Source organism: Streptomyces sp. NPDC002690, from assembly GCF_053592415.1.
Genome location: NZ_JBSFVR010000357.1, coordinates 1 through 7,717, shown reverse-complemented (window position 1 = coordinate 7,717; position 7,717 = coordinate 1). Strand labels below are relative to the sequence as shown.

The 7,717-nt window shown below is 71.0% G+C and carries 5 protein-coding genes and 1 tRNA gene; 3 read left to right on the top strand and 3 right to left on the bottom strand.

Annotated features, from left to right (window positions below; genetic code table 11):
- Positions 1 to 24: 24 nt before the first annotated feature.
- The 3 genes from ACWD3D_RS30255 to ACWD3D_RS30245 all read right to left on the bottom strand — a co-directional run bounded on the left by ACWD3D_RS30255 (position 25) and on the right by ACWD3D_RS30245 (position 2,288).
- Positions 25 to 1,023, bottom strand: a complete 999-nt coding sequence (locus ACWD3D_RS30255; RefSeq protein WP_451463945.1) for an acetylxylan esterase — start codon at positions 1,021 to 1,023, stop codon at positions 25 to 27.
- Positions 1,024 to 1,122: 99 nt separating this feature from the next.
- Positions 1,123 to 1,707 (bottom strand): aldehyde dehydrogenase family protein, encoded by a 585-nt coding sequence (locus ACWD3D_RS30250; RefSeq protein ID WP_451463944.1) that lies wholly within the window; start codon positions 1,705 to 1,707, stop codon positions 1,123 to 1,125.
- Positions 1,708 to 1,727: 20 nt separating this feature from the next.
- A complete protein-coding gene (locus ACWD3D_RS30245; protein ID WP_451463943.1) occupies positions 1,728 to 2,288 on the bottom strand; it encodes a PPA1309 family protein in 561 nt (186 codons plus the stop codon).
- Between the two features lie 135 nt (positions 2,289 to 2,423).
- Here ACWD3D_RS30245 and ACWD3D_RS30240 point away from each other — a divergent pair, with 135 nt between their 5' ends.
- The 3 genes from ACWD3D_RS30240 to ACWD3D_RS30230 all read left to right on the top strand — a co-directional run bounded on the left by ACWD3D_RS30240 (position 2,424) and on the right by ACWD3D_RS30230 (position 7,670).
- Positions 2,424 to 5,390 (top strand): UPF0182 family membrane protein, encoded by a 2,967-nt coding sequence (locus tag ACWD3D_RS30240; RefSeq protein WP_451463946.1) that lies wholly within the window; start codon positions 2,424 to 2,426, stop codon positions 5,388 to 5,390.
- Between the two features lie 42 nt (positions 5,391 to 5,432).
- A tRNA-Met gene (locus tag ACWD3D_RS30235) sits at positions 5,433 to 5,506 on the top strand.
- 205 nt (positions 5,507 to 5,711) lie between these two features.
- On the top strand, positions 5,712 to 7,670 hold the full coding sequence (locus ACWD3D_RS30230; RefSeq protein ID WP_451463942.1) for a tetratricopeptide repeat protein: 1,959 nt from the start codon (positions 5,712 to 5,714) through the stop codon (positions 7,668 to 7,670).
- Positions 7,671 to 7,717 lie beyond the last annotated feature (47 nt).

Sequence of the window (7,717 nt, the reverse complement as noted above, 5' to 3'; positions counted from 1 at the left end):
AACCGGCCGCGCCCCTTCGACCGGTCACGTCGAGGATGCGTACGAAAACTGCCGAAGGCGCCGCGAGAACGTCACCCCGGAGCAATTCTGCTCCTGGTAGGGGCCGCCGCCCTCGTGGTCGTTGAAGTCGTACACCTCTATCGACTTGTCGGTGTGGGCGTACGCGTTGAACGCCGCGAACACCGTGGACGGCGGGCAGGTGAGGTCCTCCAGCGCCGTCGAGAACAGTGCCGGAGCCGTCGCCCGCGAGGCGAAGTGCACTCCGTCGAAGTAGGCGAGCGTGGCCTTGAGCCGCTCGGTGCGGCCCCGGTGCGTCTTGAGGTAATTGCCCAGCTCACGGTACGGGTTGCGGTCGGTCACCGTGAGGGCGCGCGGGAAGTCGCACAGGAACGGCACGTCCGGCGCCACGGCCACCAGGTCCGGCACCAGACCGGCGACGGCGAGCGTGATGCCGCCCCCCTGGCTGATCCCGGCGACCGCCGTGCGCGACGCGTCGACGAGCGGGTGGGACCTGGCGGCTTCCACCGCCCGTACCGCGTCGGTGTACAGCCGACGGTAGTAGTACTCGTGCGGGTCCTCGATGCCCCGGGTCATGACCCCGGGGAACGCGGGACCGCTGCCCACCGGGTCGGCGGTGTCACCGCCCGCCCAGCCGCTGCCCTGGCCGCGGGTGTCCATGACGAAGTGGGCGAAACCGGCGGACGCCCAGAGCAGATGGGTGTGCGCGAGCCCCCGTCCGCCGCCGTACCCGATGAACTGCACGACCACCGGGAGCGGTTCGGTGGTCCCTGCCGGAAGCACCAGCCAGCCCTTGACCGGGTGGCCGCCGAAGCCCGCGAAGGTCGCGTCGTACACCTCGACGGTCTTCAGGCCGGTGTCCGCGCGGAGTTCGAAGCGGGCGTCGAGCGGGTGGCTCCGGGTTTCTTCGAGGGTCTTCGACCAGAACGCGTCGAAGTCGGCGGGCTCCGCCGACGTGGAGCGGTAGGTGCGGAGTTCTTCGAGGGGCAGGTCGAACAGGGGCATTTGCGGGGCTGCCTTCGTCGCACGGATGAGTGATCACACGGTACGTGGGCGCCCCCGGTCGGCAGAAGCCGATTTGACGGACACCGCCGCGCGACGTCTCTACGGCCGTCCGACCCGCACCGTGACCGTCTTCGGCCTCTGGTACTCGTCCAGGGCGAGCACGCTCAGATCCGTGCCGTGGCCCGAGGCTCCCCGTCCGCCGTGCGGGAGTTCGGCCGTCTGCACCAGATGGCAGTTGACCCAGGCCTCGCCCGCGTCGAGCCGGGACGCCAGATCGATCCCCCGCTCCAGATCGCTCGTCCACACGCTGGACGCCAGCGCCTGGGGCACGCTGTTGGCCAGCGTCAGCGCCTCCTCCACCGTGGCCACCCGTTCGACGGTGAGCAGGGGACCGAAGACCTCCTCGGTGACCGCGGGATCGGCCGGCGGCAGATCGGCCAGCACCCGCGCCGGGCGCCAGTAACCCTCCTCCTCGCCCGCCGCCGCCCCGACGGGGCCGGTCACCTCGCGCCCCGCCTTCGACGCGGCGACGATCCGGTCGTAACGGGCCGCCTGGTCCGCGTTGTTGAGCGGTCCGAAGTCGCGGCCCGCGACCCGTTCCGACATCGCCGCGCCGAGCAGCGCCACCACGCTCTCGTAGTTCTCCGGCCCCGTACCGCAGGGCCCCGGCCGGACGGTCAGCACGCTCGGCGCACCGGGGACACTCAGGACTCGAAGGTCGCGGCCAGCGCGTCGGCGAGGCCCGGGACGAGCGCCGGGCCCGTGAGGACCTCGTTGGCGGAGTCCTTCTCCCGCAGCCGGATCGCGGACTCGCGCTTGCCGTTGCGCAGGACGGCCACGGTCATCCGGACCTCCTGCCGCGCCGGGTGCGCGGCCACCCACGCGGTCAGCTTCTTACCGCTGAGCCCTTCGGGTACGGACGCCTCGGCGGAGGGCGGCAGCATGAGCCGCTCGACCGTCAGCGCGCACCCCGCCACCCCGGCCGGCCAGGCGATGGTGGCGAGGAACTCGTCCAGCGGCTTGCCGGAGGGGATCTCCTCCTGCTCGACGGGGGTGAAGGCGGCGGGCACCTTGCCGTCGGCGCCGAGGCCGAGCTGGGCGGCGAGACCCGGCTCCTGGACGCGCAGGCTGGTGGTGTCGACGAGGGCGAAAAGGCGGGCGGGGCGGTCCCATCCGAGACCGGCGGCGTACTCGTCGATTTCGAGCACCGCGACGGTGAGGGGACTCGCGGCCATCGGAGGGCCTGAGGAAGAAACGTTGGGCATACCAATATCCTGCCTCTTTTCGCACCGGGACCGGGAACTAGGTAAAGCCTCCGTAAGTTGCAAGGGAGGGCTCTACGATCGCGGAGCCCGTTCCACACGACCCCGAAGTACGAGGTGCGCACGTTGGCTTTCCAGATGCCGGACCGCGGCGGAGGCCCGACCGGGCCACGGATCAGAGTCGGCCGCCCGTCCCGGCGTGCCCGTACCCTTCTCTTGACGCTGGGCGTCCTCGCGGCGCTCTGCATGGCGTTCGTCATGTTCGCCGGGTTCTGGACCGACTGGCTCTGGTACCGCTCGGTGTCGTACTCGTCGGTCTTCACCACGACGCTGTGGACCAAGATCGGTCTGTTCCTCGTCTTCGGACTGCTGATGGCCCTCGCCGTCGGCCTCAACGTCTGGCTCGCCCACCGGCTCCGGCCGCCGCTGAGCGCGATGTCGATGGAGCAGCAGAGCCTGGACCGCTACCGCATGGGTGTCGCCCCGTTCAAGAAGTGGGTGCTCCTCGCGGTCACCGCGCTCGTCGGGCTGATCTCCGGGGCCTCCGCCTCGGGCCAGTGGCGCACCTGGCTGATGTACGTCAACGGCGTCTCCTTCGGGCAGAAGGACCCCCAGTTCCACCTGGACGTCTCCTTCTACGCCTTCGACCTGCCGTGGTACCGCTTCCTGCTCGGCTTCGGCTTCGCCGCGGTCGTGCTGTCGCTCATCGCGGCGGCCCTGACGCACTACCTCTACGGCGGGCTGCGGATCACCAGCCCCGGCGCCCGCGCGACCGGCGCGGCCACCGGACACCTCTCGGTGCTGCTGGGCGTCTTCGTCTCGTTGAAGGCCGTCGCGTACTGGCTCGACCGGTACGGGCTGGCCGTGAAGTCGAGTGACTTCAAGGCCACCGACAACTGGACCGGCCTGCGGTACGTCGACGCCAACGCCTACCTGCCGGCGAAGACGATCCTGTTCTGCATCGCCGCGATCTGCGCGGTGCTGTTCTTCGCGACGCTCTGGCGCCGCACCTGGCAGCTCCCGGTGATCGGCTTCGGGCTGATGGTCCTCTCGGCCATCCTGATCGGCGGGCTCTACCCGGCCATCGTCCAGAAGTTCCAGGTCCAGCCGAACGAGCAGGCCAAGGAAGCCCCGTTCATCCAGAAGAACATCAAGGCGACCCGCGACGCGTACGACATCGACGACGCACAGGTCGACGACTACGCCGGCAAGAGCACGGAGACCGAGGGCGCCGCGCTGCGCACCCAGGCCGACGCCGCCGCGAGTTACCGCGTGATGGACCCCAACGTCGTCTCCCCGGCGTTCCAGCAGCTCCAGCAGAAGCGGAACTACTACCAGTTCCCGGCGACGCTGGACGTGGACCGCTACGAGGAGGACGGCAAGGAGCAGGACACCGTCGTCGGTCTGCGCGAGCTCAACCTCGCGGGCCTGCCCAAGCGGAACTGGATCAACGACCACTTCACGTACACCCACGGCTACGGCGCCATCGCGGCCAAGGGCACCAGCACGGGCACCAACCCCGTCGGCTCCCCGGACTTCACCGAGTCCGGACTGCCGACGACGGGCAAACTCGGCGAGTACGAGCAGCGGATCTACTACGGCGAGAAGACCGAGCAGTACTCCATCGTCGGCGGGCCCCAGAAGGAGCTCGACTACGAGGACGACGGCGAGAAGACCACCAGTTACAAGGGTGACAGCGGGGTCAGCCTCGCCAGTGCCTTCAACCGCGCCGCGTACGCGGTCTCGTTCAGCGAGCCGCAGATCCTCTACTCGGGGGCCATCGGCGACGGCTCGCGGATTCTCTACAACCGCACGCCCAAGGAGCGCGTCGAGGCGGTCGCCCCATGGCTGACCATCGACGGCGACGCCTACCCGGCGGTCGTCGACCACCGGATCCAGTGGATCGTCGACGCGTACACGACGACGAACGGCTACCCGTACGCGTCCCGTACGACACTCGGTGACACCACGGCCGACTCGCTGACGACCAACCAGCGCGCGGTCGTCGCCCAGCAGAACCAGGTCAACTACATCCGCAACTCGGTGAAGGCCACCGTCGACGCGTACGACGGCACCGTCACGCTCTACGAGTGGGACACCGAGGACCCGGTCCTCAAGACCTGGCGCAAGGCGTTCCCCGGGACGGTGAAGGACAAGTCCGCCATTCCGGCGGAGCTCATGGACCACCTGCGCTACCCGCAGGATCTCTTCAAGGTCCAGCGGGAGCTGCTGACCCGCTACCACGTCACCAACCCCGCGCAGTTCTACAGCGGCAGTGACGCGTGGCAGGTGCCGGACGACCCGACCAACAAGGAACCGGGCTCCGTTCCGCCGTACTACCTCTCCATGAAGATGCCGGACCAGGACCAGCAGACGTTCTCGCTGACCACGACGTTCACGCCGAGAGGCCGTCCCGACCTCGGGGCGTTCATGGCGGTGGACGCCGACGCGGCCAGCTCCGACTACGGCACGATCAGACTCCTCAGAGTCACCAACACGGTGAAGGGGCCAGGGCAGGTACAGAGCGAGCTCAACGGCAACGACGACGTCGCCGAGTTCGTGAGGAACCTCAAGGGCACCGACTCGGACATCGAGTACGGAAACCTCCTCACCGTGCCCCTGGACGGCGGGTTCCTCTACATCGAGCCGGTCTACACGCGCGGTGGCAACCAGAACTACCCGCTGCTGCGCAAGGTCGCAGCCTCGTTCGGATCGAAGATCGTCTTCGAGAACAGTCTCGGTGAGGCGCTGAACGCGGTCTTCGACGTGGACTCGGACACGACCCAGCCCACAGAACCGACCCGACCGACCGAACCTACGAAGCCGACCGAGCCGCCGGCCACCGGGGACGCGGCGCTCAAGGCGGCCATCGCGGACGCCCAGGAGGCGTACGACGCCGGTGAGAAGGCGCTCCAGGAGCAGGACTGGACGGCCTACGGCAAGGCCCAGGACGACCTCCAGGACGCCCTGAAGCGGGCCGCGGAGGCCCAGTCCGGATCGGGCGGCTCCGCGGCCGATTCGGGCACGGGCTCCGGCAGCGCTTCCGGCGGCACCGCCGGGGACACCGTCGCCTCGGCAGAAGGGGCCTCCGACCAGGGCAGCTGAGAAAACCCACCCCCGCGTCGTGGTACTGTTTGAACACAACGACGCGGGGTGGAGCAGCTCGGTAGCTCGCTGGGCTCATAACCCAGAGGTCGCAGGTTCAAATCCTGTCCCCGCTACTGAAAGACGAAGGCCCGGATCCACTGGATCCGGGCCTTCGTCATGTCGTGGCGTCCTCGGGGTGGGCGTGAAGTGCGGTTTGCGGGGCACCAGTTGCCCGGGGCCGTGTTTGACTTGTCTCTCTGTGGGCATGTCGACAAAACGCTGAAGTGACCTCGCTGTCCGCGATATACCAGGTGTACGCGGGTTACAGGTGGTGCGACGATGGTATTTATGGGGGACAGGGCAACTCTGTTGGAGACAGGGCGGTTTGTGCAACGGCGGACACCGGGCCCGGAGCGGGCGCCGGCCGCGGCGTCGTCCGCGGTGACCGACGGGGCGGCGGGAGCCGCCGAGCAGGCCGTGACCAGCGACGACTTCACCACCGGGGCCACCGAGACGACGGGGGTCACGGTCACGCCAGCCAACCCAGGAGACACGGACACCGCCGCCGGTTCCTCGTACCCGTCCGGCGTGACCGACGCCGGGGCGACCGGCGGCGTGACCGGTGCCGCCGAGTCCGCCGAGACCGTCGAGACCGCCGAGAACGAGGAGAGCCACCGGCGTGCCGCCGACGCGGGCGACACCGCCGCGATGAGCGTCGTCGGCGCGCTGCTGCTGCGCCGGGGTGAACTCGACGCCGCCGAACCCTATCTGCGCGGGGCCACCGCCGACGGTGACCGGGCCGCCGCCAACAACCTCGGCGTCCTGCTGCACCAGCGCGGGTACCCGGACGAGGCGGCCGGCTGGTGGCGCATCGCGGCAGTCGCGGGCTCCGCCTCGGCCGCGCACGCGCTCGGCCGCCACCTGCGCGAGCGGGGCGACGAGCCGGGCGCCGAGTACTGGCTGCGGCAGTCCGCCGAACAGGGCCACGCGCTGGGCGCCTACGCCCTCGCGGACCTGCTGGAGCACCGCAGTGACGTCGGCGCCGAGCGCTGGCTGCGCGCCGCCGCCGAGCAGGGGCACCGCGAGGCCGCGTACCGGCTGGCCAGAACCATCGAGCGCAACGCCGTCGAGGACCCGCACCAGGCCTTCGGGCTCGGGCGGCTGCCGGTCGAGGCCGTGGAGCCCGCTCCCGGTCCCGCCCGCGCCCCCGGCGACGGCCCGGTCGCGGGCCCCGCCGAGGGCCGCGTCGGCGAGGCCGAGCAGTGGTACCGGCAGGCGGCGGCCCGGGGCCACCGCCGTGCCGCGCTGCACCTCGGCGCCATCCTGGAGCGGCGTGGCGAGCTCAAGGAGGCCGGGCGCTGGTACCTCACCTCCGCGCGGGCCGGCGAGGCGCGCGCGGCCTGCGCCCTCGCCTTCCTGCTGCGGGACGTCGGCGACGTGGAGAGCGCCGCCGTGTGGTGGCTCCGCGCCGCCCAGGAGGGCGACGGCAACGCCGCCAACGCGCTCGGCGCCCTGCACGCCGACCGGGGCGAGCCGCAGACCGCCGAGCGGTGGTACCGGGCGGCCCTGGACGCGGGCGACGTGAACGGCGCCTACAACCTCGGGCTGCTCTGCGCCGCCCAGGACCGCACCCCGCAGGCCGAGCAGTGGTACCGCAGGGCCGCCTACGCGGGCCACCGTGAGGCCTCCAACGCGCTCGCCGTGCTGCTCCTGCAGGCCGGCGACGCGACCGGGGCGGAGCCGTGGTTCTCCAAGGCGGCCGAGGCCGGCAGCGTGGACGCCGCCTTCAACCTCGGCATCCTGCACGCCGGCCGGGACGAGGAACTCGCGGCCCTCGGCTGGTACAAGCGCGCGGCATCCGCCGGACACACCGACGCGGCGCTCCAGGTCGCCATGGCTCTGCTCCGCCAGGGCGAGGACCAGGAGGCCGAACGCCACCTGCGCACCGCCGCGGGCGGCGGCAGCGCCGAGGCCGCCTTCCGGCTGGCCGGGGTCCTCGACGCCCGCCGCCCGCCGCGCGCGACACCGGTCCTCGGTGAGCCGATGCCGGAGAAGACGGAGTGCGAGGAGTGGTACGAGCGTGCAGCCGAGCAGGGGCATCGGCGCGCCCAGGTCAGGGTCGGCATGCTCTGCTCCGCGCGCGGGGACATGGAGAGTGCCGCGCGCTGGTACCGCGAGGCCGCCGAAGCGGGCAGCCGCAACGGTGCCTTCAACCTCGGGCTGCTGCTGGCCCGCGAGGGCAGCGAGCGCGAGGCGGCCCTGTGGTGGAGCCGCGCCGCGAGCAGGTGGAGGAGCTGATCCAACACTCCCTGTACACCCTGGAGGGCGGCCAGGCGGCTGCCACG

Bases quoted from the DNA above. Each gene is read 5' to 3' on its own strand.
- ACWD3D_RS30255 (WP_451463945.1), bottom strand. From the start codon at position 1,023: ATGCCCCTGTTCGACCTGCCCCTCGAAGAACTCCGCACCTACCGCTCC.
- ACWD3D_RS30245 (WP_451463943.1), bottom strand. From the start codon at position 2,288: ATGCCCAACGTTTCTTCCTCAGGCCCTCCGATGGCCGCGAGTCCCCTC.
- ACWD3D_RS30240 (WP_451463946.1), top strand. From the start codon at position 2,424: ATGCCGGACCGCGGCGGAGGCCCGACCGGGCCACGGATCAGAGTCGGC.
- ACWD3D_RS30230 (WP_451463942.1), top strand. From the start codon at position 5,712: ATGGTATTTATGGGGGACAGGGCAACTCTGTTGGAGACAGGGCGGTTT.